Raw genomic sequence first — 26,988 nt, forward strand, 5'->3', positions numbered from 1 at the left:
CGGTTACTCGGGTGAGGACGCGAGCGCGTGACGCACCAGGGTGAAGAGCGACTTGACCGCCGTGAGCCGTTCACGCGCGTCCATGATCAATATCGGCACGTGCTCCGGTACGGTCAGCGCCTCGCGCACGTCCTCCGGCTCGAAGGGCGGAGTGCCCTCGAAGTGGTTGACGGCCACGATGTACGGCAGCCCGCAGCTCTCGAAGTAGTCCAGCGCCGGGAAGCAGTCGGGCAGGCGCCGGGTGTCGGCCAGGACGACCGCGCCGATCGCGCCCCGCACCAGGTCGTCCCACATGAACCAGAAACGCTGCTGGCCGGGCGTACCGAACAGGTACAGCACCAGGTCGTCGTCGAGCGTGATACGGCCGTAGTCCATCGCCACGGTCGTGGTGAGCTTGTCGGGCGTGTGCGTGACGTCGTCCAGCTCGGCGCCCGCCTGGGTCATCAGCGCCTCGGTCTGGAGCGGCGGGATCTCGGAGACCGACCCGACGAAGGTCGTCTTGCCGACGCCGAACCCGCCCGCGATCACGATCTTGGTCGCGACGGGTGCGCGCGTACGGTCCAACTGCCAGGCCCTGGCGTCCTCTTCGGGCACCATGAGGGGCGCGTCGTCGGGTGCTTCCGCCGTGGCCTTCTTCCTTCCGGGGTCCCGGGTGAAGAGGTCCTGCGTGTCGGCGGTGCCGACCTTGTTCTTGTCCTCGACCTCCCGGTCGGTGGCCTCTTTTCCGGTCGCCCCCTGTTCGGCGACATCGGAGAGGTCAGATACGGCGGAGTCCACTCAGCACCCTTTCCAGCAGCGCTCTGTCGGGCTGGCCGTCGCCGTGCCCTGTCCCGTACACACGAATCTTTCCCTGGTCGGCCAGGTCGCTGAGCAGCACCCTGACCACGCCCAACGGCATCTTGAGCAGCGCCGATATCTCGGCGACCGTACGCATACGGCGGCACAGCTCGACGATCGCCAGCATCTCCGGCATCACGCCCGCGGGCGGTCCGCCGTCGGTCAACTCCTTGCGTTCCTCGGCCGGTTCGATCGCGGCGACGAAGGTCTCCACGAGCAGGACATGGCCGAAGCGGGTGCGGCCGCCGGTGAGCGAGTAGGGCCGGACCCGGGTGGGCCTGCGGTCCGATCCGCGCACCGGCAGCCTGCGTCCTCGATCGCCGCCCGGCTTGCCGCCGCCGCCTTCGGTGGCGTCGGCGGTCGCACCGGTGACACCGTCGGCGGGCGTCATTCGGCGCTCTCCATCGATTTGCGTAGCTCGTCCCGTACTTCGGGTGTCAGTACGTGTCCGGCGCGGCCCACGAACAGTGCCATGTGGTACGCCACCTCGCTCATGTCGCAGTCCGGGGTGGCGTGCACCCCGAGCAGCGAGCCGTCGCTGATCACCATGACGAAGACACTGCCCTCCTCCATGGCGACCATGGTCTGCTTGACCCCGCCGCCGTCCATGAGCTTGGCCGCGCCGATCGTGAGGCTGCCGATGCCGGACACGATGGTGGCCAGATCGGCGCTGGAGCCGCGCGGGCCTTCCCGGGTCACGGTGGTGGCCGCCTCGGCGTTCTGCTCCGGGTCGGAGGAGAGGAGCAGCAGTCCGTCGGACGAGACGACGGCGACCGAACGCGCTCCTGGTACCTCCTCGACCAGATTGCTCAACAGCCAGTGCAGGTTACGGGCTTCGCTGCTCAGTCCGAATGTGCCGGTCGCAGTCAACTGCGTGCCTCCTCGACTGTCTCCCCCGTCTCTTCGGTGTGTACCGCGGTCTGCTCTTCGGGCTCTGTCAGCTCCGCGAGCTCGGCCTCGACGTCGCGCCGGCCGTTCTTCGCCCCCTGGTGGAAGCCGCCGAGCCTGCGGCGCAGCTCTTCCGCGTCGATGCTCCCGGTCCGCTCCTGGGGGGCGAGGGGGACTGGCGTGACGATCTTGGGGGTCCGTTTGGGCAGGCCCTTGTCGGTGACACGTTCCCCCCGGGCGGGGGCGGGGGATCCGTCCCCCGTCCGGGCCGGAGCCGCGCCCGGCTGCCGGGGCAGCCGCATCGTGAAGGTGTCCTGGTCGGGGGTGCGTTCATGGGCGTCGGGCCCGATGGCGTACGGCCCCGGGGCGACGGGGGCGTTGTCGGGGTCGGTGTCGGGTCCGGGCCGGGTACGGGTGCCCTCGGGGGCGCCGCGCCCGTCTCGTACGGGAGCGTCGGACGTGGCCTCGCGCGCCGTGGCGGCGGCCCGCAGAGCGGCCGCCGCGGCCTCCGCCGCGTCCACGCCCCCGACCTGACCCCCGGCCGCGCTCCGCGCCTCGGCGGCGGCCCACAGGGCCTCCTCGGCGGCGGCGGCGTCCTCGGCGTTCAACCGGTCGACGGCCTCGCTCAGGGTGGTGGCGGCGGAGACGTGCTCCTCGTCCGGACCGCCCGACGACGCGCCGCGCGCTTCGGCGGCGGCCTCGGCCGCGTCCACCCCGCCGGCCTGACCGGTAGCGGCGCTCCGCGCTTCCGCGGCGGCCCAGAGGGCCTCCTCGGCGGCGGCAGCGGCGGCGGCGTCCTCGGTGTTCAGCCGGCTGAGGGCCTCGCTCAACGCGTCGGTAGCGGCGGAGGCGGGCACGGCACCCGTGACGGCCCCGGCCCCCTGGCTCCGGGCCTCGGCGGCGGCCCACAGGGCCTCCTCGGCGGCGTCCGCGTCCCGGCCCGGCCCGGCGGCCCCACTCCGGCCGCTCCGGGCCTCAGCGGCCGCCCACAGCGCTTCCTCGGCTTCCGCCGGATCCACACCGGCGTCCCGCCCCGGCACGGCGGCGTCCGCCGCGTCCCGAACGGATCCGGCAGCCCCGCTTCGGGCTTCCGCAGCCGCCCACAACGCTTCCTCGTCGGCCTCCGCCGACTTCCCACCGGCGCCCCGCTGCGGCAGGGCGGTGCCCGCCGCGTCCGGGCCCGCGCCCGTGTCCGTGCCTCGGGCGCGGGCAGCGCCGTCCGCCGCGTCCGCACCCGAGTCCGCGTCGCCCGCCAGGTCGTCGGCGTCGGCGTCGGCGTCGGCGGAAGCCGCGTGCAGCGACCCGGTCGCCTCTGCCTTCAGGATCGCCTGTTCCGCCGCCACCACCAACGGGTCCGGTTCCGAACGGCCCGGCAGGGCGTTGGAGTTGGACTCCGCCACCGAGCCCGGCAGCCGGAACGTGGGCGCCTTGTCCTTCGGCTTGTCCTTCGCCTTCTCCTTCGACCGCGGCTCCCGCGGCTCCGCCGCCACCGCCGGGAGCAGCGCCTGCGGCAGTACGACCACCGCGGCCACGCCCCCCTGCTCGTGCTCGCGCAGTTCGACCCGTACGCCATGACGGGCGGCCAGCAGCCCGGTCACCCGCAGCCCGAGCCCGTCGGCCACCTGGCCGGTGCCCGCCTCGGGCTCCGCCGTCGGCTCGGCGAGGAGCGCGTTCAGCTCCTCCAGCCGCGCCGCCGACAGGCCGACGCCCTGGTCCTCGACGGAGAGCATCACCTCGCCGTTCTCCAACAGCCAGCCGGAGAGCTCCACTTCGGCGTCCGACGGCGAGAACGACGCGGCGTTCTCCAGCAGTTCGGCCACGAGGTGGCTGAGGTCGTCCGCGACGAACCCGGCCACCTGGATGTGCTGCGGCAGCTCCTGGATCGTGACCCGCTCGTACCGCTCGATCTCACTGACCGCCGCGCGCAGTACGTCCACGAGCGGCACGGTCCCGGTGGGCGCGTGGGCGTGTTCGTACCCCGCGAGCAGCAGCAGGTTCTCGCTGTGCCGCCGCATGACCGTCGCCAGGTGGTCGACCTTGAAGAGCGTGGCGAGCCGGTCCGGCTCCTGCTCCCGCTCCTCCAGGCCCTCGATGACGGCTAGTTGGCGCTCGACCAGGCCGAGCGTGCGCAGCGACAGGTTGACGAAGGTGTGGTGCACGGTGTGGCGCAGCTGCTGGAGCTGGACGCCTATCTCGGCCGTGGCTTCCTGGAGTTCGGACCGCTGCGCGACGACCTTCTCGCGCGCGCCGATCAAGTCGTCGCGGTCGCTGTCCAGTTGGTCCGTACGGGTGGAGAGGTCGAGGAGCTTGCCGTGCAGCGTGTTGAGGGACCGTACGACCTGGGCGAACTCGTCGTTGCGGCCGGTGAACCTGATCGGCTCCTCGGTCTCGGGCGCACCCGAGACGCGGGCCGCGCCGATCCGCAGGACGGCGAGCGGGCGGGTGAGCGTACGGGCGACGGCCGTGGACACGCCGACGGCGATCAGCAGACAGCCGCCGAGGAGCGCGATACGCAGCTCCAGGTCGGTGACGCCGTCGTCACGCAGCGTCTCCAGGCGGGCGACCTGGCTGGAGCCGAGGCCGGACTCGACGCCGCGCATCTGGTCGATCCGGGCGGAGAGCGCGGCGCCGACCTTCTCCTGGTCGGCCTGGCGCTCGGACTCGGACAGTTCGGGCCGGTCGGTGAGCTGAGTCAGGAAACCGTCGGCGGCCTTGACGTCCGGGCCGGTGACGGTGGCCGCGAAGGAGTCGCGCGCCTCGGCGCCCGCGGCCTGGTCGAAGTCGGCGAGGGCGCCCAGCTCCCGGACGCGGGACTGCTGGGCGGCCGCGCTGAGGGAGTCGCGGAGCGCGTCGTTCTTCTTGCTGTCGCTGCCGGCGGACGGCTCCAGCGCCAGACCCGTGACCGGGTCGAACTGGGGCTCCGCGCTCTGCGCGCCGGGCACGGCGAGCGCGGCGAGCAGCAGTCCGCGGGTGGCGGAGGCCTGCTCGACGGCGCGGCCGAGGTCGGCGGGCGCGCGGGTGCCGTCGGCGGCCTCGGCCGGGGCCTTCTCGGCCAGTTCGTCGGCGAGGGCCTGGAGCTTGGCGATGACGTCCGAGTACGCGCGGTACGCCTCCAGGGCCGAGCCCTTGCCGGTGAGGGCGGCGCGCCGGAGGGAGGGGACGGTGGCGAGATCGCGGAGGAGGCCGGGAGAGGCCGTCGCGGCGGCGCGGATCTCGTCGATCTGGCGGTCGACGCGGGTGCTGCGGGTCGCGGAGACCTCGTGCCCGTTCTTCTTGTCGCCGTCGCCACCTTCGCCCTCGCCGCCGCCCGCCTGCTCGCGCCCCGCCGCGATGAACACGACGACCTCGTCGCGCTCGTCCGCGAGGGAGTGGGAGAGGGTCACGGCCTGCTGGTTCAGCTGGGCGAGGGTGACCAGGTTCTGCGCGTCGTTGAGGTCGGCGGAGACGATGAGGAGGCCGGGAGCGCCCGCCGCGACAACGGTCACCCCGACAAGGGCAACGCCGACGACGAGCCGGTTGCGCACCCGCGCCCGGCGTCCGGCGGGCACGGCAGTAGCACCCGTGGCACCGGTGACACCGGTGGTCCCGTTCGCTCCAGGGTTCAGGGGGCCGCCCGGAGTCTCACCGCGCGTGACGCCGTTGCCCCGAGGCCGCTTCTTTCGCACCGGTGCTCACATTCTTGTTCTCGTCCGCCCATGAAGCGGAGATGACATCCGGTCAGCGACGAGACATCGGCCGCTCCGCCACCTGAACGAGTCAACATCACAGAGGAGTTGACCAACAACTCTTCCCAGGGGGCGCACTACCGGAACCTGTTACGCCGGGTGGACCTTACGCGCACGCTTTGGCAGGATGCGCGCCCGCAGCTCCCCGGAGGGATGCTCCACCACCGAAACACACCGTCTGACCTGGGTGTAAAGGCCACTGACCAACCATGCAGACGGCGTGAAGGACCCATGCGGAAGGGTGCGGGGGTCGTGCAGACTGGCCTCCATGCGCATCGAACTCGTCACCGCCCCCGGCACCACCGAACGCCCCAATGAGGACTGGACAGCCGTGTCGCTGCCCGCGGGCGGCGAGGGTGGTGTGCTGGTGGTCCTGGACGGGGTGACCCCGCCGGCGGGTGACGACGCTTGTGACGGTTGTGTTCACGGCGTGCCCTGGTTCACCGCCCGGCTGGGCGGCGCACTGGTCGAACTGTCCGGTTCACGGCGGGATATGACCCTCGACGCGATCCTGTCCGCGGCGATCCTGCGCACGGCGGACGCTCACCGTGACACCTGTGACCTTTCTCACGTACGGACGCCTCAGGCGACGGTCGTCCTGGTCCGCTGGGGCACGGACGCGGTGGAGCACCTGGTGCTGTCGGACTCGACCCTGCTGCTGGAGTCGCCGGACGGCGCGGTACGGGCCGTGCTGGACGACCGCCTGGACCGGATCCCCCGGGAGGCGCTGCGCCTGGTCGCGACGGCGGACGCCCTGCGCAACGCGGAGGGCGGTTTCTTCACGGCGGCGGCGGACCCGGCGGTCGCGTCGAAGGCGGTGACGGGCCGGACGCCCGCGGCGGAGGTGCGCGGCGCCCTGGCCCTCACGGACGGGGCGGCGCGGTGGGTGGAGATGTTCCGGGAGGGCGGCTGGGCGGACTGCCTGGCGCTGGTGCGCAAGAGCGGCCCGCAGGAGCTGGTGGACCGGGTGCGGGCGGCGGAGTCGGCGGACCCGGACGGGGCGGTGTTCCGGCGCTGGAAGACGAGTGACGACGCGACGGTGGCGTACGTGGAGCTGTGACGTACGTGGACCGGTGACTTGCGTGGACCCGTGACGTACATGGAGCCGTGACGTACGCACAGATCTCCTCGCGCCCCGCCGGACAGGCCCTAGACGCGGCTGTTCAGCTGATGAAGGAGCCGGGCCAGCTCGGCGACCTCGGTGCGGTCCCATTCGGCGAGCCGGCGTACGTACATGTCGCGGCGCGCGTCCCGCACCTGGCGGAAGCGGGCCAGGCCCTCGTCGGTGATCCGCACGAGCGAGGCGCGCCCGTCGGCGGGGTCGGGCTCGCGGGTGACGAGGCCCAGCTCCTCCAGGGCGCGCAGCTGACGGCTCATGGTGGCCTTGCCGACGCCGAAGTACCCGGCGAGGGCGGTGGCGCGCTGGCCGCCGCTCTCCTCCAGCCGTACGAGCAGTCCGTACGCGGCGGGCTCCAGCTCCGGGTGGACCTCGCGGGCCATCTCGCCGGAGTTGGCTCTGGCGCGGCGCAGGAAGACGGCCAGCTCGCGCTCCAGAGCGAGGAACTCGTGGTCCACCCCGCGCCCGCCCGCCGGGGCCCGGTCGTGTGCCGTACCGCTCGCGTGTACGTCAGCAGCCATCGCGCGCTTTCCCGCTCCTGAAGGTTTTCCTGGCCGGCGGCCGTTGCCGCGGGTACCGAACAGTATTTCGCAGGCTCGTAGGAGTGGCATCAGCGTGCCGCGCCACGTGCGGGTGGGTGACCGTGCGTAGCGTCGTGCTGCCCGTCCGGATCACCATCCGGATCACCCGCCCAAATCCCCCATCCGGATCACCGGCCCGCCCCCTGGAGGCACCACGCATGCCCACGCCCGGATTCACGACGACCGGCCGCTTGTTACGGTCCACGGCGGCCACGCTCCTGGCCGTCCCCGCACTCCTCCTCACACTCCCGTCGACGTCGACGGCAACGCCCGCCGCCCCCACCTCCGTCCCCCCGGCGAGGGGGTCGGCGCACATGGGCACGGGAGTCCTGACGCACGAGGGCCAAGGCGACGCGCCCGCCGACGTACGGGTGGCGCAAACAGAGGGGGTGGACGTCTCCAGCCACCAGAAGGACGTCGACTGGGCCAAGCTGTGGGACAGCGGGGTGAAGTGGGCGTACGTAAAAGCCACGGAAGGCAGCTACTACAAGAATCCCTACTTCGGCCAGCAGTACGAGGGCTCGTACAACACCGGAATGATCCGAGGCGCGTACCACTTCGCCGCCCCGGACGACTCCGGCGGCGCCGAGCAGGCGACGTACTTCGCGGACGGCGGCGGGACGTGGTCCTCCGACGGCAGGACGCTGCCGGGGGTCCTGGACATCGAGTGGAACCCGTACGGCGCGGCCTGCTACGGCAAGACCCCCACCCAACTGGTCTCCTGGATCCGCGACTTCCTGACGACGTACAAGACCCGCACGGGCCGCGCGGCCCTGATCTACACGTCCACGAACTGGTGGCGCGACTGCACGGACAACTACGCGGGCTTCGGCACCACGAACCCGCTCTGGATCGCCCGCTACGACAAGACGGTCGGCGAACTCCCGGCGGGCTGGGAATTCCAGACGATCTGGCAGTACACGTCCTCGGGCCCGACGGTAGGAGACCACAACAAGTTCAACGGCCCCCTGTCGGGCGTAAAGTCCCTGGCCACCGGCTGAGACCACCCCGCACGACCGCCCCCGCAGGGCCACCAGGAGCAGGAGGACGTCGTGAGCGTCAGCGAGTGGGTCAGTTCCTCATTGCCGTATCTGACTCCGCGGCCCGACGGGCAGCAGGACGCCTGGGGTGCGGAGTTGGCCGCGCGGGGGCGGCGGGGCGGTCAGCGCGTCGTCCACGCGGACGAGGTGCCGATGTCTCCGGACGTGGCCGACCTGCTGGGCCTCGACGGAGAGGAGACGGTGATCGTTCGCAGGCGAGTCATGTACCTCGAAGACCGGCCCAGTGAGTTGACGGACACCTACTACCCCGCCGCCCTCGCACGCGGCACCCGTCTGGCCGGGACGGCCAAGATCCCCGGCGGGGCCGTCACCCTCCTCGCCGAGCTGGGTCACGTGGGCGTACGCGTCCGTGAGGACGTGACCGCCCGCCTGCCCGGCGAAGAGGAGCAAGAGGCCCTGGACATCCCACCCGGCGAACCCCTGCTGCACCTGACGCGCGTCACCTTCGACAGCGCCGACCGGCCCATCCAGCTCGACCTGATCACCATGCCCGCCCGACTCCAGCGGCTGCGCTACGAGATCCGGATCGGCTGACCATGCCCAGGACCGAGGAAGACGCGTACGACCGCCGGTCGCTCCACGAGCGGCTGGCCGCCGACCTGCGCGACGAGATCATGACCGGCGAGCTGGCGCCCGGCGCCAAGGTGCCCTCCACGGCCCAGCTCAAGGAGCGGTTCGACGCCTCCAACGCCACCGTGCAGAAGGCGCTGCCACTCCTCAAGGACGAGCGGCTGGTCGTCGGGCGCGCGGGCGCCGCCGTGACCGTACGGGAGCACCGGCAGCGGACGGTACGGCCCGCCGACTACATGGCACCGGCCGAGGCCGGGGAGCCGTACCGCTGGCTGAGCGAGGCGGCGAAACAGGGCGCCCAGGCCCGGAGCAAGCTCATCACCGTCGCCGAGGTCACCGCACCGGCCGATGTCGCCGCCTCCCTGGGCCTGCCGGAAGGCGGCACCGCCCTGCTCCGACACCAGCTGCTGACGCAGGACGACGAACCCGTGGAGCTCGTGCACTCGTACTAGCCACCGGACATCGCCCGCGGCACGCCGCTCATGGAACGCAGCCGGATCAAGGGTGGCACCCCGACGCTCCTGGCCGGCCTCGGCCATCCGCCCCGCCTGAGCGTCGACCACGTCTCCGCCCGCGTGCCCACGCAGGAGCAGTACGAGGCGCTGCGGCTGCCCGGCGACCTCCCCGTGCTGCGTACGCTGCGCGTCGTCTACAGCGACGACCACCGCCCGATCGAGGCCACCGTCATGATCAAGGCCGGTCATCTCTACGAGTTGCGGTACGAGTTCACGCCCGAGTGACGTGACCGGCGCGGGCCGGGATCCGGCCGCAAGGCACACAACGACGGCCGCGCCCCCCCGGAATCTACGTTCCAGGCGGGCGCGGCCGTCGTCAGCGGGTCGGGGCCCTTACGCCGCCGCCGGGACCCTCATTTCCGCCGGGGACAGGGCGATGTCCAGGACCTGGCGTACGTCCGTCACCGGGTGGATCTCCAGTTTGTCCAGGATCTCCGCCGGGACGTCGTCCAGGTCCGCCTCGTTGCGCTTCGGGATCACGACCGTCGTGATGCCCGCGCGGTGGGCCGCCAGGAGCTTCTGCTTCAGGCCGCCGATGGGCAGGACGCGGCCGGTCAGTGAGACCTCGCCGGTCATGGCGACGTCCGTGCGGACCAGGCGGCCGCTGAGGAGCGAGGCCAGGGCCGTCGTCATCGTGATGCCCGCGCTCGGGCCGTCCTTCGGGACCGCGCCCGCCGGGAAGTGGATGTGCACGCCCCGGTCCTTGAGGTCCGCGACCGGCAGTTCCAGTTCCGCGCCGCGCGAGCGGAGGAAGGAGAGCGCGATCTGTGCCGACTCCTTCATCACGTCACCCAGCTGACCGGTCAGGGTCAGACCCGAGCCACCCGTCTCCGGATCGGCCAGCGACGCCTCCACGAAGAGGACGTCACCGCCCGCACCGGTGACCGCGAGGCCCGTCGCCACGCCCGGGACCGCCGTGCGGCGCTCCGCCGGGTCCTGGGCGGACTCGGGGACGTGGTGCGGACGGCCGATCAGCTTGCGGAGGTCGTCGGGGCCCAGTGTGAACGGCAGTTCCCTGCGGCCCAGTTCGTGTTCCGCCGCGACCTTGCGGAGGAGTCTGGCGATGGACCGCTCCAGGTTACGGACGCCCGCCTCGCGGGTGTACTCGCCCGCCAGCCTGCGCAGCGCCTCGTCCTCCAGCGTGACCTCGCCGGGCTCCAGGCCCGCGCGCTCCAGCTGCCGGGGCAGCAGGTGGTCCCTGGCGATGACGACCTTCTCGTCCTCGGTGTAGCCGTCGAGCCTGACCAGCTCCATCCGGTCGAGCAGCGCCTCCGGAATCGCTTCCAGGACGTTCGCCGTGGCGAGGAACACCACGTCGGACAGGTCGAGTTCGACCTCCAGGTAGTGGTCGCGGAAGGTGTGGTTCTGCGCCGGGTCCAGGACTTCGAGCAGCGCCGCCGCCGGGTCGCCCCGGTAGTCGGAGCCGACCTTGTCGATCTCGTCGAGCAGGACGACCGGGTTCATCGAACCGGCCTCCTTGATCGCCCGGACGATACGGCCCGGCAGCGCGCCGACGTACGTACGCCGGTGTCCGCGGATCTCCGCCTCGTCACGGACGCCGCCCAGCGCCACCCGCACGAACTTACGTCCCATGGAGTGCGCGACCGACTCACCGAGCGAGGTCTTGCCGACGCCGGGAGGGCCGACCAGGGCCAGTACGGCACCGCCGCGACGGCCGCCGACCACCCCGAGCCCGCGCTCCGCGCGCCGCTTGCGCACGGCCAGGTACTCGGTGATGCGCTCCTTCACGTCCTCCAGGCCCGCGTGCTCGGCGTCGAGGATCCGCTGGGCGCCCCTGATGTCGTACTCGTCCTCGGTCCTGACGTTCCAGGGCAGTTCGAGGACGGTGTCCAGCCACGTGCGGATCCAGGAGCCCTCGGGGCTCTGGTCCGACGAGCGCTCCAGCTTCTCGACCTCCTTGAGGGCGGCTTCCCGCACCTTCTCGGGCAGGTCGGCGGCCTCGACACGGGTCCGGTAGTCGTCGGACTCGTCCTCGTCACCCTCGCCGTTGAGCCCGCGCAGCTCCTTCCGTACGGCTTCGAGCTGGCGCCGCAGCAGGAACTCCCGCTGCTGCTTGTCGACACCCTCCTGGACGTCCTTGGCGATGGACTCCGCGACGTCCTGCTCCGCGAGGTGTTCCCGGAGCTGGTCGGTGGCGAGCTTGAGCCGGGCCACCGGGTCGGTGGTCTCCAGCAGCTCGACCTTCTGCGCGGTCGAGAGGAACGGTGAGTACCCGGCGTTGTCCGCCAGCTGCGACACGTCCTCGATCTGCTGGACGCGGTCGACCACCTGCCACGCGCCGCGCTTCTTCAGCCAGTCCGCGGCGAGGGCCTTGTACTCCTTCATCAGGTCGGTGACGGAACCGGGCAGCGGGTCCGGCGCCAGTTCCTCGACGCTCAGACCCTCGACCCAGAGGGCCGCGCCGGGTCCGGAGGTCCCCGCGCCGATCTGCACGCGGCCACGGCCGCGGATCAGTGCGCCGGGGTCGCCGTCGGAGAGCCGGCCGACCTGTTCGACGGTGCCCCGCACGCCCGTGCCGGCGTACGTCCCATCGATGCGCGGGACGAGCAGCACCTGCGGCTTGCCCCCGCCCCCTTCGGCGCGGGCCGCTGCCTGCGCGGCCTCCACGGCCGCCCGGACCTCGGCGTCGGACAGGTCGAGCGGAACCACCATTCCGGGCAGCACGACCTCGTCGTCGAGCGGCAGCACGGGAAGCGTGAGCGATGTGGACGTGAGAGCCATGATCTCCCCTTCAGCATTCAAGTTGAGCTATACCCGCTCAATGCTTGTGAGCCTCCTGTTGTTCCCTCGGGGGCGTTCGCTCTGAGCGATCACTCTCGTACTCGTACTGGAGGCGGGGGCTCGGGAGCTGTAACGCCCTGAAGGGGGTGACGCTTCCCGTACCCGAAACGGTTTGTCGGCGGCCCCCGCCGCGCACCAGGATGGGACCGAGAGCGACGACACCAGCAGTCCCCCGGAGAGGCCGCACCATGCCCGTATCCGTCCAGGCACCAGGCCCGGAATCGCACCACTCACCGGATCACGACGACCGCCCCGTCGTCCTCGACCGCCGCGACGGCCCGTACGGCGAGGTCGTCCTCCGGCAGCGCGGCGCCGAGCTGGAGATCATCGCCAACGGGTGCTTCCTGATGGACACCTCCGACGGCCGCTCCGAGCGCCTCCTCATCGACGCCGCGCTCGCCGCCCTCCCCGGGGACCGCCGCGATCAACGGCCCTCCGTCCTCGTCGGCGGACTCGGCGTCGGCTTCTCCCTCGCGCACGCCGCCGCCGACCCCCGCTGGGGCAGGATCGTGGTCGTCGAGCGCGAACAGGCCGTCATCGACTGGCACCGCACCGGCCCGCTCGCCCGGATCTCGGGCGCGGCGCTCGCCGACCCGCGCACGGTGGTCCTGCACACCGATCTGGTCCCTCACATGGAGACCGCCACGGACAGCTACGACGCCCTGTGCCTCGACATCGACAACGGTCCCGACTGGACGGTCACCGAGGACAACGGGAGTCTGTACACGCCGGCCGGGCTCGCGGCGTGCCGCGAGCGCCTCAATCCCGGCGGTGTACTGGCCATTTGGTCCGCGCGGCCGTCGCCCGCCTTCGGCGAAGCGCTACGGAATGCCGGGTTCGGCCGCGTTGGGACCGAAGAGATCCCTGTTGCCCGGGGCGTACCGGACGTCGTTCATCTCGCCGCTCGCACTGCGTAGCCGTGACCCTGTTCCTGCCTCTACGCTGCTCCCGACACACGCGATCTACATCTACATGGAGATCGCATACACCGGATCGACGATCGCGGAACGCGTACCAGCCAGCAGGGGCGGGGCCATGGAGCAGACACAGACCAGCCACAACGGGGTCGCGGCGACGCCGGGAGCCCAGCGAAGGGTCCTGGTCGTCGAGGACGACGCGACCATCGTCGACGCCATCGCCGCCCGGCTGCGGGCCGAGGGTTTCCTGGTCCAGACGGCGGTGGACGGCCCCGCGGCCGTCGACGCGGCGGAGGCCTGGCAGCCGGACGTGATGGTCCTCGACGTGATGCTGCCCGGCTTCGACGGCCTGGAGGTCTGCCGCCGCGTCCAGGCGCAGCGCCCCGTGCCGGTGCTGATGCTGACGGCCCGCGACGACGAGACGGACATGCTGGTGGGGCTCGGCGTCGGCGCCGACGACTACATGACCAAGCCCTTCTCCATGCGGGAGCTGGCGGCGCGCGTGCATGTGCTGCTGCGCCGCGTGGAGCGCGCGGCGCTGGCCGCCGTCACCCCGCGCAGCGGCATCCTGCGCCTCGGCGAGCTGGAGATCGACCACGCGCAGCGCCGGGTCCGGGTGCGCGGCGAGGACGTGCACCTGACGCCCACCGAGTTCGACCTGCTGGTCTGCCTGGCGAGCACCCCGCGCGCGGTGCTCTCCCGCGAGCAGCTCCTCGCCGAGGTGTGGGACTGGGCGGACGCGTCGGGCACCCGTACGGTCGACAGCCACATCAAGGCGCTGCGCCGGAAGATCGGCGCCGAGCGGATCCGTACGGTCCACGGGGTGGGTTACGCCCTGGAGACCCCGGCCCCATGACCCGGCCCCGGGACGGCGCGCGCCGGGGAGCCACCCCGCGCGGCGGTCGGGGCGGTCCTTTCGACGGCCCGTACGGCGCACCCAGGACCGGCCCGGGCGGCCGGCCCAAGCACCCCGGCCGGCGCGCCGGGGTCCCGGAGAAGACCGGGCTGCGTCCCTTCTCCATCAAGACCAAGCTCGGCACGCTGGTGGTCGTCTCCGTCTTCATCACCACGGGCCTGCTGATGGTGGCCCTCCGTACGGAGACGGAGCTGCGCTTCATCACCGTCTTCTCGGTGATCGCCACCCTCCTCATCACCCAGTTCGTGGCGCACGGCCTCACCGCGCCGCTCGACGAGATGAACACCGTCGCGAAGGGCATATCCCACGGCGACTACACCCGCCGGGTCAGCGGCATCGACCGCCGCGACGAGTTGGGCGACCTCGCCGCCACCATCAACCGCATGGCGGACGACCTGGAGGCCGTGGACCGGCACCGCAAGGAGCTGGTCGCCAACGTCTCGCACGAGCTGCGCACCCCCATCGCGGCGCTGCGCGCGGTCCTGGAGAACGTCGTGGACGGCGTGTCCGCCGCGGACCCGGAGACGATGCGCACCGCCCTGCGGCAGACGGAACGGCTGGGGCGGCTCACCGAGACGTTGCTCGACCTGTCCAGGCTCGACAACGGCGTCGTGACGCTCAGGGCCCAGCGCTTCGAGGTGTGGCCGTACCTGTCCGGCGTACTCAAAGAGGCCAATCTGGCCGCGTCGCAGCGCGCGCTCAGCTCCGGGTCCGGCAATCACACCCGTACGGACGTCCACCTCCATCTGGACGTCTCGCCGCCGGAACTGACCGCGCACGCCGACGCGGAGCGCCTGCACCAGGTCGTCGCCAACCTCATCGACAACGCGGTCAAGCACAGCCCGCCGCACGGACGGGTGACCGTACGGGCCCGGCGCGGCCCCCGCCCCGAGTCGTTGGACCTGGAGGTCCAGGACGAAGGTCCCGGGATACCGGAGGCCGAACGGCACCGGGTCTTCGAGCGGTTCAACCGCGGCAGCGCGCCCTCGCCGCACGGTCCCGGCAGCGACGGGGGCACCGGTCTGGGGCTGGCGATCGCCCGCTGGGCGGTCGATCTGCACGGCGGGCGCATCGGTGTGGCCGAATCCGCGCGCGGCTGCCGGATACGCGTCACTCTTCCAGGAATTCCCCAGGCCCGGGATTGACGTAGAGTTCGGACTTGTAAGCGCACGATCTCCGGGTACGGAGTCGGGGACGGGCGGACTGCGGGCCGCGGACCCGCCGTAGCCGGGCACAGTGCTTCACGGGCGCTCTCCCGGCGAGGCGAACCAGGCTTGTTTCCCGCCATTTCATACGCTGAAACCTGCCGTCAGATGTGACTTGCACGACGATGGCCCGCCTGGCCTGCACCTGGGGGCCCGGTTAGGCGTAGCCTTGATTCCCGCTGTCCATCACCTTGTGAAGCGGAAGAGGGCGGTTCACGCCGTGTCGTCTCAGTCCCCCAGTAAGCCGAGTATCTCGACCGATGAAGACGGGCAGGGGAAGAACCCCGCCGCCGCCTTCGGCGCCAATGAGTGGCTCGTCGACGAGATCTACCAGCAGTACCTCCAGGACCCGAATTCGGTCGACCGCGCCTGGTGGGACTTCTTCGCCGACTACAAGCCGGGCACGTCCGGCACGGCGGACAAGCCGGCGGAGAGCGCCGTCGCGGGGGCCGCGGTGACCCCGGCCGCCGCGCCGACCGCCACCCCGGCCCCGACAGCCACCCCGGCTCCGGCGCAGGCCACGGCACCGGCACAGCCCGCCGCACCGGCGCAGGCACCGGCCGCCGCCCCGGCCCCGCAGGCACAGCCCGCCCCCGCCGCGCAGGCCCCGGCCGCCGCCGCTCCCGTACAGCAGGCACAGCCCGCGCCCGTGACCACCGCGCCGGTCACCCCGAAGCCCGCGACGGCCCCGGCCGCGGCGAAGCCGTCGACGAACGGCAACGCCCCCGCCGCGCCGGCCGCCGCCGAAGGCCCGGAGTACGTGACGCTGCGCGGCCCGTCCGCCGCGGTCGCGAAGAACATGAACGCGTCGCTGGAGCTGCCCACGGCCACGTCCGTGCGCGCGGTCCCGGTGAAGCTGCTGTTCGACAACCGCATCGTCATCAACAACCACCTGAAGCGCGCGCGTGGCGGCAAGATCTCCTTCACGCACCTCATCGGGTACGCGATGGTGCAGGCGCTCAAGGCCATGCCGACGATGAACTACTCCTTCACGGAGAAGGACGGCAAGCCGACCCTCGTCAAGCCCGAACACGTCAACCTGGGCCTGGCCATCGACCTGGTGAAGCCGAACGGCGACCGCCAGCTCGTCGTCGCCGGCATCAAGAAGGCCGAGACGCTCAACTTCTTCGAGTTCTGGCAGGCGTACGAGGACATCGTCCGGCGCGCCCGTACGAACAAGCTGACGATGGAGGACTTCACCGGAGTCACCGCGTCGCTGACCAACCCCGGCGGCATCGGCACCGTCCACTCCGTGCCGCGCCTGATGCCCGGTCAGGGCCTCATCCTCGGTGTCGGCGCGATGGACTACCCCGCCGAGTTCCAGGGCACCTCGCAGGACACCCTGAACAAGCTGGGCATCTCCAAGGTCATGACGCTGACCTCCACGTACGACCACCGCGTCATCCAGGGCGCCGCCTCCGGCGAGTTCCTGCGAATCCTCAGCCAACTGCTGCTCGGCGAGAACGACTTCTTCGACGAGATCTTCAAGTCGCTGCGGATCCCGTACGAGCCGGTCCGCTGGCTCAAGGACATCGACGCCTCCCACGACGAGGACGTCACCAAGCCCGCCCGGGTCTTCGAGCTGATCCACTCCTACCGGGTGCGCGGCCACGTCATGGCCGACACCGACCCGCTGGAGTACCGCCAGCGCAAGCACCCCGACCTGGACATCACCGAGCACGGGCTCACGCTGTGGGACCTGGAGCGGGAGTTCGCGGTCGGCGGGTTCGCCGGCAAGTCCATGATGAAGCTGCGCGACATCCTGGGCGTGCTGCGCGAGTCGTACTGCCGCACGACCGGCATCGAGTTCATGCACATCCAGGACCCGAAGCAGCGCAAGTGGCTCCAGGACCGCGTCGAGCGCCCGCGCGGCAAGCCGGAGCGCGAGGAGCAGCTGCGGATCCTGCGCCGGCTGAACGCCGCGGAGGCGTTCGAGACGTTCCTCCAGACCAAGTACGTGGGCCAGAAGCGCTTCTCGCTGGAGGGCGGCGAGTCCGTCATCCCGCTGCTGGACGCGGTCCTCGACTCCGCCGCCGAGGCGCGCCTGGACGAGGTCGTCGTCGGCATGGCCCACCGCGGCCGCCTCAACGTCCTCGCGAACATCGTGGGCAAGTCGTACGCGCAGATCTTCCGCGAGTTCGAGGGCAACCTCGACCCGAAGTCGATGCACGGCTCCGGCGACGTGAAGTACCACCTGGGCGCCAGCGGCACCTTCACCGGTCTGGACGGCGAGCAGATCAAGGTCTCGCTGGCCGCGAACCCCTCGCACCTGGAGGCGGTCGACCCGATCCTCGAAGGCATCGCCCGCGCCAAGCAGGACATCATCAACAAGGCCGGCACGGACTTCACCGTCCTGCCCGTCGCGCTCCACGGCGACGCGGCCTTCGCGGGCCAGGGTGTGGTCGCCGAGACGCTCAACATGTCGCAGCTGCGCGGCTACCGCACCGGCGGCACGGTCCACATCGTGATCAACAACCAGGTCGGCTTCACCGCCGCCCCGGAGGCGTCCCGCTCCTCCATGTACGCGACCGACGTCGCGCGCATGATCGAGGCGCCGATCATCCACGTGAACGGTGACGACCCGGAGGCGGTCGTCCGCGTCGGGCGCCTGGCGTTCGAGTTCCGCCAGACGTTCAACAAGGACGTCGTGATCGACCTCATCTGCTACCGCCGCCGCGGTCACAACGAGGGCGACAACCCGCAGTTCACCAACCCGCAGATGTACAACCTGATCGACAAGAAGCGCTCGGTGCGCAAGCTCTACACCGAGTCGCTCATCGGTCGCGGCGACATCACGCTGGAAGAGGCGGAGCAGGCGCTCCAGGACTTCCAGGGCCAGCTGGAGAAGGTCTTCGCGGAGGTCCGCGAGGCCACCTCGCAGCCCGCCCCGACCCATGTCCCGGACGCCCAGGCGGAGTTCCCGGTCGCGGTCACCACGGCCGTCTCCCAGGAGGTCGTCAAGCGGATCGCCGAGTCGCAGGTCTCCATCCCCGACACGGTCACCGTCCACCCCCGTCTGATGCCGCAGCTCCAGCGCCGCGCGTCGTCCGTGGACGACGGCACGATCGACTGGGGCATGGGCGAGACCCTCGCCATCGGCTCGCTGCTGATGGAGGGCACGCCGGTCCGGCTGTCGGGCCAGGACACCCGCCGCGGTACGTTCGGCCAGCGCCACGCGGTCCTGGTCGACCAGGAGACCGGCGAGGACTACACCCCGCTGCTCTACCTGACCGACGACCAGGCCCGGTACAACGTCTACGACTCGCTGCTCAGCGAGTACGCGGCGATGGGCTTCGAGTACGGCTACTCCCTCGCCAGGCCGGAATCGCTGGTCATGTGGGAGGCGCAGTTCGGTGACTTCGTCAACGGCGCGCAGACGGTCGTCGACGAGTTCATCTCCTCGGCCGAGCAGAAGTGGGGCCAGACGTCCGGCGTCACCCTGCTGCTGCCGCACGGGTACGAGGGCCAGGGCCCGGACCACTCGTCCGCGCGCCCCGAGCGCTTCCTCCAGATGTGCGCGCAGAACAACATGACGGTCGCCATGCCGACGCTGCCGTCGAACTACTTCCACCTGCTGCGCTGGCAGGTCCACAACCCGCACCACAAGCCGCTGATCGTCTTCACCCCGAAGCTGCTGCTGCGCCTCAAGGCGGCCGCGTCGAAGGCGGAGGAGTTCACCACCGGCGGCTTCCGCCCGGTGATCGGCGACACGGCGGTCGCGGCGGGCACGGTCGATCCGGCCGCGGTGCGCAAGGTCGTCTTCTGCGCCGGCAAGGTCTACTACGACCTGGAGGCCGAGCGGCAGAAGCGTGGTTCGACGGACACGGCGATCCTGCGCCTGGAGCGGCTGTACCCGCTGCCCGGCCAGGAACTCCAGGCGGAGATCGCCAAGTTCCCGAACGCCGACAAGTACCTGTGGGCCCAGGAGGAGCCGGCGAACCAGGGCGCGTGGCCGTTCATCGCGCTCAACCTGATCGACCACCTGGACCTGGCGGTCGGCGCCGACATCCCGCACGGCGAGCGCCTGCGCCGCATCTCGCGGCCGCACTCCTCGTCCCCGGCGGTCGGCTCGGCCAAGCGCCACCAGGCGGAGCAGGCCCAGCTGGTCAACGAGGTCTTCGACGCCTGACCTCTGGTGGTACGGCCCTGAGGGCCCGGCCCCGCGAGCACGTCTCGCGGAGCCGGGCCCTCAGGCGTTCTCCACCGCTCCACAGGGTCGTTACGCTGGTCGTATGTACTTCACGGACCGAGGGATCGAGGAACTGGACAAGCGACGCGGCGAGGAGGAGGTGACCTTCGCCTGGCTCGCCGAGCAGCTGCGCGTCTTCGTCGACCTCAACCCCGATTTCGAGGTGCCGGTGGAGCGGCTGGCCACGTGGCTGGCGAGGTCGGACGACGAGGACGACGAGTGACGCGTAGCGGCCAGTGGCGCTGGTCAGTGGCCTGCGGCCACTCCGGCCGCTGACGCCCACGACAGCGCCCGCAGGCATCCCGAGCGGATGTCGTCGAGGTGCCGGGCGAGTACCCCCGGGTCGTCGGCGTGGAAACCCTGGCGGACCGCCGTCAGACCGGGGCCGAGACGCAGGTGCGGCCCCCAGGTGAGGTGGACGGTGGCGAAGCCCACGGCGGCGGCGTGGCGCAGCTCGGTGCCGGCCAGCTCGCCGAGGGCTCGGCCGTAGGCCTCCAGGAGGGCCGGCTCGTCCAGCTCGCCGTGGCCGCCGAACGTACGGTAGAGGGAGACGAAGGTGCCCAGGTCGAAGCCCACGGGGCCGGCGCCGACGTGCTCCCAGTCGATGAGGACGAGGGTGTCGTCGCTGTCCAGGCCGGCGTTGCGCGGAGTGAGATCGCCGTGGACGAGAGTGGTGGGGAGCGAGGCGGCGCGTGAGGTCAGCTCCGCGGCCGCGTCCAGGCAGGTGTGCAGGGCGTGGACCTGCTCATGAGTGAACAGCGCCTTGAACCGCGGCTCGTGGGCCAGTGCGTCGAGGTTGTCGTGGCCGGCCGGAATGTGGTGGACGTAGGCGGCATGGCCCTCGCGCTCCAGCCACGGGACGTCGAGGAGGCCGGGGTCCGAGGCTCCCGGAACGTACAACAGCGCGGCGCGCAGGGCGGTCGTCGTGGCGGCGGCGGTGGTCCAGGGCCGGTGCAGGACGGCGCCGAGGTCGCGCATGACGATCCAGTCGAGACCGCGGTGGCCGACGACGGTCGCGTCCGGCGGTGCGGCCAGGCCGCGGGGCAGCAGAGCGGGAACGCCACTGCCGTCTCGGCGTCGGGCAGGCCGTGGCCGGTCATCTGCTTCCCTCCCGAGATGGTCGGCGGACGAAGACCATCCGACCACAGGTGCGGTGTCGGCCCAAGGGTGCGGCGCGGCGCGGGCCTTGACTTCTCATAACCACGATATATCGTGTTTCCCAGGAGACGCGATATGTTGCGTCACGTCCGGCCCCGGGAGGTCAGCACCATGGAGTGGTCCGTCTCAGAGCCGAGGAAACTTGTCTTCGACGACCCGGTCACGGCGCTCAGCGTGCGCATCGTCGACGGCACGGTGAACGTGGTCGGCACGGACGGCGCGGCCCACCTGGAGATCTCCGGGATCCAGGGGCCCCCACTGATCGTGACCCAGGAGGGCTCCACGCTGACGGTCGCGTACGAGGACCTGCCCTGGAAGGGCTTCCTCAAGTGGCTGGACCCCCAGGGCTGGCGCCGCAAGGCCGTCGTCTCGGTCGCCGTCCCCGCCGGGTCGTCCGTCGAGGTCGGGGTGGTGAACGCGGAGGCCGTGGTCTCGGGGATCCGGGGGCGTACGGACGTACGCGGCGTCACCGGAGACACCACGCTCGTCGGCCTCTCGGGGCCGGTCGGCGCGGAGTCCGTCTCCGGCAACCTGGAGGCCCAGGCCGTCAGCGGCGACCTCCACTTCCAGTCGGTCTCGGGCGACCTGACGGTCCTCGACGGCGCGGGCTCCTCCGTACGCGCCGAGTCGGTCAGCGGTGACATGGTCATCGACCTGGACCACGCGGGCAGGCCCACGGAGATCCAGGTCGCCACGGTCTCCGGCGAGGTCGCGATCCGGCTGCCGCACCTGACGGACGCCCAGGTGGAGGCGAACACGGCGAGCGGCAGGGTCTCCAACGCGTTCGACGACCTGCGGGTCGGCGGGCGGTGGGGGTCGAAGAACATCACCGGCACGCTGGGGGCGGGCACGGGGAGCCTCAAGGCGACCACGGTGTCCGGCTCGATCGCGCTGCTGCGGAGGCCCGCGGCGGAACCGTACGACTCCCCCGCCGCGCCCCCGCCCCCGGCGCCCGCGCCGGGCGCCCCCGCCGCCACGAAGGAGCTCTGACATGCCCCCGGTCTTCGCCCACGGACGACTCCGCCTCTACCTGCTCAAGCTCCTGGACGAGGCCCCGCGCCACGGCTACGAGGTGATCCGGCTGCTGGAGGAACGCTTCCACGGCCTGTACGCCCCCTCCGCGGGCACGGTCTACCCACGCCTGGCCAAGCTGGAGGCCGAGGGCCTGGTCACGCACGCCACCGAGGGCGGCCGCAAGGTCTACTCGATCACGGACGCGGGGCGCGCGGAGTTGGCCGGGCGCAGCGGTGAACTGGCCGACCTGGAGTTGGAGATCCGCGACTCCGTCTCCGAACTGGCCGCCGAGATCCGCGACGACGTGCGGGGGGCGGCGGGGCAGTTGCGCAGCGAGATGCGGGCGGCGGCGTCGGAGAACCGCCGGTCGTCGTCCAAGGCGACCGGCTCCGACGAGGCCGCCGCGCCGGGCGACTGGTGGGCGGCGAAGGAGGAACTGCGGCGCGCGCAGCAGGGCTGGAAGGAACAGGCCCGCCGGGCGAAGGACGAGTCCCGCCGGGCCCGCGAGGACGCGCAGCAGGCGCGTCGGCAGGCCAAGGAGGCGCAGGAGACGGCGCGCCAGGAGATGCAGCGGATCGCGAAGCAGGTCCAGGACCAGGTGCAGGGACACTTCGCGCGGGGTGACTGGCCTACGGGGCTGCGGGAGGGGTTGTCGGAGCTTACGGGTCAGTTGCGGGGGGTGTACGGGGGGTCGGGGGGCTCGCCGCGCCCGACCGGGTCGGCCTCGAAGGACGCCGCCGACGCGGCCGGCTGGGGAGAGGACGCCACGGGGACGGGCGACCCGGCACGCGACCTGGACCGGCTGCTGGACCGCTTCCGCGACGACATCCGCGATGCTGCGCGGGACAACGGGGTGACGGAGGCGCAGCTCGCCGAAGCGAGGCGGCACTTGTCGACGGCGGCGACGCGGGTCGCGGCGGTGCTTCGGCCTGGTGTGGGTTGAGGTCACTGCTTGTCCTCAATCGCCGGACGGGCGTTCTGGGGCCGGTGGGCCGCGCGTTCTCGGTGACCGGGTTGCGGTCCGTGTTGTCCTCAATCGCCGGACGGGCTTGATTTTGCCCGCTGCGGGCCGGCTTTTTGTGCGCGGGTCGTTGCCGGGGGCCGGGCAGGGGCCGTGTCCTGCACTGCATGTTTTACGTCGCGTTCAGCAACTCCGAATTGCGTGACGATCGCCATGCGACACAAAACACGCTCTACGTTCCGGACACGACCCCTGCCCGTCCCCCTTCCAGGCCCGCGCCAAAACAACCCGGCCCGCTCCGGGTCTTTAAGCCCGTCCGGCGATTGAGGACATCAGTAAGCCGCGCGCATGCACCGGGCGGCAGAGGCTCCGGGGCGGGCGGGGTCGTTCAGTCTCCCCGGCGGCGTGAGGGGGGCGGGGTCGGAGGAGGTGCGTGTGTCCGGACGTAAAGCGTCGCAACTCGCGCGAAGCGCGGTGACCACGCGGCGGAGCCGCCAAGCCCGTCCGGCGATTGAGGACAATCAGTAAGCCGCGCCCGCGCCCCGGGCAGACGCGCCCCCGAACATCGCGCGCTCAACCCCCGCATACGTCGCCCCATGCGACGCCAGCACCTCCGACACCACCCCCGCCCGCGCAACCAGCGCAAGAAGCATGTGTTCGCCCCCCACGCGCCGGTCCCCGCGCCCCACCGCGATCCGGAGCGATTTCTCCAGCGTCCCCTTCGCGCCGGGCGCGAACCGCAACCGCCCCGACCAGCCGCGCGCCCGCGCCCGCGCCCCCGCGCCCGCCACAGCCGGAGGCCGTCGCGCCTCCGCCAGCGCCGTCTCCATCGACGACCGGCGGTCCGTGGGCGTGAGGCCCAGGCACGCGAACGCGAAGGACGTGCGCGTGCCCTCCTGGTCCAGGAGCGCCAGCAGCATGTGCTCCTCCGTCACCAGCTCCGCCTCCACGCGCTCCGCGTGTCCGACCGCGCCGGTCACCACGCCCCGCGCGCCCTCGGTGAACCGTTCGAACATCATCGCCTCCCGTACTTCTTGTGCGCCGCCTGCCGGCTGATGCCCAGTTCGTTCGCGATCTCCTGCCATGACCACCCCTGGTTACGGGCGCTGCGCACCTGGACGGCTTCGAGCTGTTCCAGCAGCCGCCGCAGCGCGGCGACGGCTCTCAGCCCGACCCGTGGGTCGCGGTCGTTCGCCCGTTCGGCGAGATCCGTTGCTTCCGTCACGGTGTCAATGTAGGTTGACACGCCACCTGCCGTCAACCAGCGTTGACATGCTTAGAGTGGCCCGGTGATCGACTACCTCGCGCACACCCCCGCACCCGGCACCCTCGCCGGCTTGGCCGGCCCCGTCGGCCCCGCCGGCCCCGGCCGCCCCGACGAGCCCCTGCACGTGCACGTGCACACGTACAACGAACACACCCTGGTCCTGCGCCAGAACAAGTCCGTGCACTTCGAAGCACCGTTCCTGTTCCTGCTCTTCGGCAACGAGCGCGCCCTCCTGCTCGACACCGGCGCGACCGCCGACCCGGCCCTCTTCCCGCTGCGCGCGACCGTCGACCGGGAGATCGCGGAATGGCTGGCCCGCCATCCCCGTGAGGAGTACGGACTGCTCGTCGCCCACACCCACGGCCACGGCGACCACATCGCCGCCGACGGCCAGTTCGAGGGGCGCCCGCACACCACCGTCGTGGGGCCGGAACTCGCCGCCGTCACCGAGGCGTTCGGGCTGGACGCGTGGCCCGAGGGGCTCGGGACGGTCGATCTCGGCGGGCGGATCATCGACGTCGTCCCCGGCCCCGGCCACCAGGACGCCGCCGTCGTCTTCCACGACCGGTACACCGGGCTGCTGCTGACCGGCGACTCGCTCTACCCCGGACGGCTCTACGTGAACGACGCGGACGCGTACGGCCGTACCGTCGACCGGCTGCTCGGCTTCTGCGGCGCGAGGGACGTCACCCACGTCCTCGGGTGCCACATCGAGATGACCACCACACCGGACGTGGAGTATCCGCGCGGCACGGTCCACCAGCCGGACGAGGCGCCGCTCGCGCTGACCACCGCCCATCTGCGCACGCTACGGCGGGCGTTGGACGAGACCGGGGGCCGGCCGGGGTCGTATCCGTACGGCGACTTCGTCCTCGTCCACGAGGGGCCTACGCGGACGGAGTGAGCACGATCTTCCCGAACTGGCTCCCGGCCTCCAGCTTCTCGAAGCCCTCCCGCGCCCGCTCCAGCGGCAGCACCTCGTCGATCACCGGCCGTACGCCCGTCAGCGCGCAGAACGACAACAGGTCCTCCAACTCGTCCTTGGACCCCATCGTCGAGCCGACGACCTTGAGCTCCAGGAAGAAGATCCGCGTCAGCTCGGCATGGGCCGGCGCGTCGCCGCTCGTCGCGCCCGAGATCACCAACGTGCCGCCCCGGCGCAGGCACTTGAGGGAGTGCGACCAGGTCGCCGCGCCGACCGTCTCGATGACGGCGTCGACCCGCCGGGGCAGGCGCGCGCCCGGCTCGAAGACCTCCGCCGCGCCCAGTTCGAGGGCCCGCGCCCGCTTCGTCTCGTCGCGGCTGGTGGCGTAGACCCGCAGCCCGGCGGCGCTGCCGAGGGCGATCGCGGCCGTCGCGACCCCGCCGCCCGCGCCCTGGACGAGGACCGAATCCCCGGGCCGTACACCGGCGTTGGTGAAGAGCATGCGGTACGCGGTGAGCCAGGCGGTCGGCAGACAGGCGGCCTGCTCGAAGGTCAGCTCGGGCGGCTTGGGCAGGACGTTCCAGGTGGGTACGGTGACCTGCTCGGCGAAGGTGCCCTGGTAGCGCTCGGTCAGGATCGACGGCGTCTCGCGCGGCCCGACGCCGTGGCCCGTCGCCCCGATCACCGAGTGGACGACCACCTCGTTGCCGTCCTCGTCGACACCGGCGGCGTCGCAGCCGAGGATCATCGGCAGCCGGTCGTCGGGCAGCCCCACGCCGCGCAGCGACCAGAGGTCGTGGTGGTTGAGGGAGGCGGCCCGTACGGTCACGGTGGTCCAGCCGGGCCGCGTCCCGGGCGCCGGGCGTTCGCCCAGCTCCAGGCCGTTCAGCGGGTGGTCACGGTCGATGCGGGCTGCGTAGGCGGCGAACATGGCCCTGACGATAGGGCGGCGGCCGGGCGGGGCGGTACCGGAACGACGTGTGACACGGGCCGCGTCACGCGGAAGACGCGCGACGCGGCCCCCGTCGTCCCCGTCAGCGCCGCGCCACGCCCTCCGCCCGTGCCGCCGCGGCCACCGCCGCCGTCACCGCCGGGGCGACCCGGGCGTCGAACGGGGACGGGATCACATAGTCCGCCGCCAGTTCGTCGCCCACGACGTCCGCCAGCGCGTTCGCCGCCGCGATCTTCATGCCCTCGGTGATCCGCGACGCCCGCACCTGGAGGGCGCCCGCGAAGATCCCGGGGAAGGCGAGGACGTTGTTGATCTGGTTCGGGTAGTCGCTGCGCCCGGTGGCCACCACCGCCGCGTACTGGTGCGCGATGTCGGGGTGGACCTCGGGGTTCGGGTTGGCCATCGCGAAGACGAACGCCCCCGGCGCCATCGAGGCGATCGCGGGCTCCGGGACCGTACCGCCCGACACCCCGATGAACACGTCCGCGCCGGACAGCGCGGCGTCCAGCGAACCGGAGTGGCCCGCCCGGTTGGTGATCTCGGCCAGCTCCCGCTTGACGTCCGTCAGGTCGTCGCGGTCGATGCTGACGATGCCCTTGCGGTCGGCGACGGCCACGTCGCCGATGCCGGCGGCGAGCAGGAACTTGGCGATCGCCACCCCGGCCGCGCCCGCCCCGGAGATGACGGCCCGCAGATCCCCGAGGGTGCGCCCGGTCAGCTTCGCCGCGTTGTTCAGGGCGGCGAGGGTGACGACGGCCGTGCCGTGCTGGTCGTCGTGGAAGACCGGGATGTCCAGCCGCTCCTGGAGCCTGCGCTCGATCTCGAAGCAGCGGGGCGCCGAGATGTCCTCCAGGTTGACCCCGCCGAAGGACGGCGCGAGCCGCACGACGGTCTCGATGATCTCGTCCGTGTCGGTGGTGGCCAGCGCGAGCGGCACGGCGTCGACCCCGCCGAACTGCTTGAACAGGATGGCCTTGCCCTCCATCACGGGCAGCGAAGCCTCGGGGCCGATGTCACCCAGCCCCAGCACCGCCGTCCCGTCCGTCACGACGGCGACGACCTGCGACTTCCAGGTGTAGTCGTGGACGAGCTCCGGGTTCTCCGCGATCGCGCTGCACACCTTGGCCACCCCGGGCGTGTACGCGAGGGACAGATCGTCCTTGTCGCGCACCGGCACGGTCGCCCGGATGGCCATCTTGCCCCCGCGGTGCAGCGCGAAGGCGGGATCGAAGGGCTCGTCGGGCGTGCTCTCCGTACCCCCGGGGACGGTCCCGGCTTCCGCGACCCCGGGAACGCTTCCGGGGACACCCCCGGCTCCTGCCACCCTGTCCGTACCGTTCGCGCTGCGAGGATTGACGATCTCCGCTGCCATTTCTGTGACCCCTTAG

Annotated in this window: 22 protein-coding genes and 1 pseudogene; 12 read left to right on the forward strand and 11 right to left on the reverse strand. The window is 71.7% G+C overall.

Going from position 1 to position 26,988, the window contains the following annotated elements:
* Positions 1-3: 3 nt before the first annotated feature.
* From ACIO1C_RS23920 to ACIO1C_RS23935, 4 genes are all read right to left on the reverse strand, one after another.
* Positions 4-597, reverse strand: coding sequence for an ATP/GTP-binding protein (locus ACIO1C_RS23920; RefSeq protein WP_161312870.1), 594 nt, complete (start codon positions 595-597; stop codon positions 4-6).
* 160 nt (positions 598-757) lie between these two features.
* Complete coding sequence (locus tag ACIO1C_RS23925) at positions 758-1,228, reverse strand: DUF742 domain-containing protein (RefSeq protein WP_401866652.1); 471 nt, start codon at positions 1,226-1,228, stop codon at positions 758-760.
* A complete protein-coding gene (locus ACIO1C_RS23930) occupies positions 1,225-1,707 on the reverse strand; it encodes a roadblock/LC7 domain-containing protein (protein WP_161312859.1) in 483 nt (160 codons plus the stop codon). Before ACIO1C_RS23930 ends, ACIO1C_RS23925 begins: the two co-directional genes overlap by 4 nt.
* Positions 1,704-5,390 carry a nitrate- and nitrite sensing domain-containing protein gene (locus ACIO1C_RS23935; RefSeq protein ID WP_401866654.1) on the reverse strand — a complete coding sequence of 1,229 codons (3,687 nt, stop codon included), beginning with the start codon at positions 5,388-5,390 and terminating at the stop codon, positions 1,704-1,706. Before ACIO1C_RS23935 ends, ACIO1C_RS23930 begins: the two co-directional genes overlap by 4 nt.
* Positions 5,391-5,718: 328 nt before the next feature.
* Between ACIO1C_RS23935 and ACIO1C_RS23940 the strand changes: the two genes are divergently transcribed.
* Positions 5,719-6,510: a hypothetical protein gene (locus ACIO1C_RS23940; RefSeq protein WP_401866656.1), complete on the forward strand. Its 792-nt coding sequence runs from the start codon at positions 5,719-5,721 to the stop codon at positions 6,508-6,510.
* Positions 6,511-6,599: 89 nt separating this feature from the next.
* On the opposite strand, the gene ACIO1C_RS23945 is transcribed toward ACIO1C_RS23940, so the two are convergent.
* On the reverse strand, positions 6,600-7,088 hold the full coding sequence (locus tag ACIO1C_RS23945) for a MarR family winged helix-turn-helix transcriptional regulator (RefSeq protein WP_401866658.1): 489 nt from the start codon (positions 7,086-7,088) through the stop codon (positions 6,600-6,602).
* Between the two features lie 218 nt (positions 7,089-7,306).
* Between ACIO1C_RS23945 and ACIO1C_RS23950 the strand changes: the two genes are divergently transcribed.
* From ACIO1C_RS23950 to ACIO1C_RS23960, 3 genes and pseudogenes are all read left to right on the forward strand, one after another.
* Positions 7,307-8,149 (forward strand): lysozyme, encoded by an 843-nt coding sequence (locus ACIO1C_RS23950; RefSeq protein WP_401866660.1) that lies wholly within the window; start codon positions 7,307-7,309, stop codon positions 8,147-8,149.
* Positions 8,150-8,200: 51 nt separating this feature from the next.
* A complete protein-coding gene (locus ACIO1C_RS23955) occupies positions 8,201-8,743 on the forward strand; it encodes a GntR family transcriptional regulator (RefSeq protein WP_401866662.1) in 543 nt (180 codons plus the stop codon).
* A 2-nt stretch (positions 8,744-8,745) separates the two neighbouring features.
* A pseudogene (locus ACIO1C_RS23960) lies at positions 8,746-9,519 on the forward strand (GntR family transcriptional regulator).
* A 108-nt stretch (positions 9,520-9,627) separates the two neighbouring features.
* On the opposite strand, the gene lon reads toward ACIO1C_RS23960, so the two are convergent.
* The gene (gene lon / locus ACIO1C_RS23965; RefSeq protein ID WP_401866664.1) at positions 9,628-12,036 is read right to left on the reverse strand and encodes an endopeptidase La; all 2,409 of its coding nucleotides are present in this window, start codon (positions 12,034-12,036) and stop codon (positions 9,628-9,630) included.
* 248 nt (positions 12,037-12,284) lie between these two features.
* Between lon and ACIO1C_RS23970 the strand changes: the two genes are divergently transcribed.
* From ACIO1C_RS23970 to ACIO1C_RS23990, 5 genes are all read left to right on the forward strand, one after another.
* On the forward strand, positions 12,285-13,013 hold the full coding sequence (locus tag ACIO1C_RS23970; RefSeq protein ID WP_401866666.1) for a spermidine synthase: 729 nt from the start codon (positions 12,285-12,287) through the stop codon (positions 13,011-13,013).
* Positions 13,014-13,131: 118 nt separating this feature from the next.
* Entirely contained in the window at positions 13,132-13,869 is a 738-nt protein-coding gene (locus ACIO1C_RS23975) for a response regulator transcription factor (RefSeq protein WP_161311201.1), read from the forward strand.
* Between the two features lie 149 nt (positions 13,870-14,018).
* On the forward strand, positions 14,019-15,074 hold the full coding sequence (locus ACIO1C_RS23980) for a HAMP domain-containing sensor histidine kinase (protein WP_161311204.1): 1,056 nt from the start codon (positions 14,019-14,021) through the stop codon (positions 15,072-15,074).
* A gap of 280 nt (positions 15,075-15,354) precedes the next feature.
* Positions 15,355-19,263: a multifunctional oxoglutarate decarboxylase/oxoglutarate dehydrogenase thiamine pyrophosphate-binding subunit/dihydrolipoyllysine-residue succinyltransferase subunit gene (locus ACIO1C_RS23985; RefSeq protein ID WP_401866668.1), complete on the forward strand. Its 3,909-nt coding sequence runs from the start codon at positions 15,355-15,357 to the stop codon at positions 19,261-19,263.
* Positions 19,264-19,366: 103 nt separating this feature from the next.
* Complete coding sequence (locus ACIO1C_RS23990) at positions 19,367-19,546, forward strand: DUF6104 family protein (RefSeq protein ID WP_327234531.1); 180 nt, start codon at positions 19,367-19,369, stop codon at positions 19,544-19,546.
* Positions 19,547-19,569: 23 nt separating this feature from the next.
* On the opposite strand, the gene ACIO1C_RS23995 is transcribed toward ACIO1C_RS23990, so the two are convergent.
* Entirely contained in the window at positions 19,570-20,301 is a 732-nt protein-coding gene (locus ACIO1C_RS23995; RefSeq protein WP_401866670.1) for a phosphotransferase family protein, read from the reverse strand.
* Positions 20,302-20,556: 255 nt separating this feature from the next.
* Here ACIO1C_RS23995 and ACIO1C_RS24000 point away from each other — a divergent pair, with 255 nt between their 5' ends.
* Complete coding sequence (locus tag ACIO1C_RS24000) at positions 20,557-21,471, forward strand: DUF4097 family beta strand repeat-containing protein (RefSeq protein WP_401866672.1); 915 nt, start codon at positions 20,557-20,559, stop codon at positions 21,469-21,471.
* Position 21,472: 1 nt separating this feature from the next.
* Positions 21,473-22,438 (forward strand): helix-turn-helix transcriptional regulator, encoded by a 966-nt coding sequence (locus ACIO1C_RS24005; RefSeq protein ID WP_401866674.1) that lies wholly within the window; start codon positions 21,473-21,475, stop codon positions 22,436-22,438.
* A 539-nt stretch (positions 22,439-22,977) separates the two neighbouring features.
* Here ACIO1C_RS24005 and ACIO1C_RS24010 read toward each other — a convergent pair.
* Together ACIO1C_RS24010 and ACIO1C_RS24015 are read right to left on the reverse strand one after the other, a co-directional pair.
* The gene (locus ACIO1C_RS24010) at positions 22,978-23,472 is read right to left on the reverse strand and encodes a Clp protease N-terminal domain-containing protein (RefSeq protein ID WP_401866887.1); all 495 of its coding nucleotides are present in this window, start codon (positions 23,470-23,472) and stop codon (positions 22,978-22,980) included.
* Positions 23,472-23,681 carry a helix-turn-helix domain-containing protein gene (locus tag ACIO1C_RS24015; protein ID WP_401866675.1) on the reverse strand — a complete coding sequence of 70 codons (210 nt, stop codon included), beginning with the start codon at positions 23,679-23,681 and terminating at the stop codon, positions 23,472-23,474. Before ACIO1C_RS24015 ends, ACIO1C_RS24010 begins: the two co-directional genes overlap by 1 nt.
* Before the next feature lie 64 nt (positions 23,682-23,745).
* Between ACIO1C_RS24015 and ACIO1C_RS24020 the strand changes: the two genes are divergently transcribed.
* The gene (locus tag ACIO1C_RS24020; RefSeq protein WP_401866677.1) at positions 23,746-24,627 is read left to right on the forward strand and encodes an MBL fold metallo-hydrolase; all 882 of its coding nucleotides are present in this window, start codon (positions 23,746-23,748) and stop codon (positions 24,625-24,627) included.
* Here the strand turns inward: ACIO1C_RS24020 and ACIO1C_RS24025 are convergent.
* Positions 24,611-25,579 (reverse strand): zinc-binding dehydrogenase, encoded by a 969-nt coding sequence (locus ACIO1C_RS24025; protein WP_401866679.1) that lies wholly within the window; start codon positions 25,577-25,579, stop codon positions 24,611-24,613. The two genes, ACIO1C_RS24020 and ACIO1C_RS24025, sit on opposite strands and share 17 nt — an antisense overlap.
* A 103-nt stretch (positions 25,580-25,682) precedes the next feature.
* The gene (locus tag ACIO1C_RS24030; RefSeq protein ID WP_401866681.1) at positions 25,683-26,972 is read right to left on the reverse strand and encodes an NADP-dependent malic enzyme; all 1,290 of its coding nucleotides are present in this window, start codon (positions 26,970-26,972) and stop codon (positions 25,683-25,685) included.
* Between the last annotated feature and the right edge of the window lie 16 nt (positions 26,973-26,988).

The organism is Streptomyces sp. NPDC087420, assembly GCF_044744165.1.
In the GTDB taxonomy this organism is placed as follows: domain Bacteria; phylum Actinomycetota; class Actinomycetes; order Streptomycetales; family Streptomycetaceae; genus Streptomyces.